A 249-nucleotide genomic window follows, 5' to 3' on the forward strand; every position below is an offset into this window, starting at 1 on the left:
TTAACGTGAGTTCGATGGAGTGCGATCGCGATAAAACAGACGACTATTGAGCAGGCGATCGCGATAAAACAGACGACTACTGGGCAAGCGATCGCGATAAAACAGACGACTACTGGGCAGGCGATCGCGACAAAACAGACGACTATTGGGCATATGATCTAATCAGTAAGCGTGGGAAAATAGAGATGTAACCAGCAAATATTAGACAATTAAGGAGGCTTTTATGGATCACAGAGCATCACACTTAGA

At 45.0% G+C, this 249-nt stretch carries 1 protein-coding gene; it reads right to left on the reverse strand.

Going from position 1 to position 249, the window contains the following annotated elements; genetic code table 11:
• Entirely contained in the window at nucleotides 1-153 is a 153-nt protein-coding gene (locus tag PL9631_RS25785; RefSeq protein WP_156090468.1) for a hypothetical protein, read from the reverse strand.
• Between the last annotated feature and the right edge of the window lie 96 nt (nucleotides 154-249).

The sequence above is a fragment of the Planktothrix paucivesiculata PCC 9631 genome, assembly GCF_900009265.2.
GTDB lineage: Bacteria > Cyanobacteriota > Cyanobacteriia > Cyanobacteriales > Microcoleaceae > Planktothrix > Planktothrix paucivesiculata.

Bases quoted from the DNA above. Each gene is read 5' to 3' on its own strand.
- PL9631_RS25785 (WP_156090468.1), bottom strand. From the start codon at position 153: ATGCCCAATAGTCGTCTGTTTTGTCGCGATCGCCTGCCCAGTAGTCGT.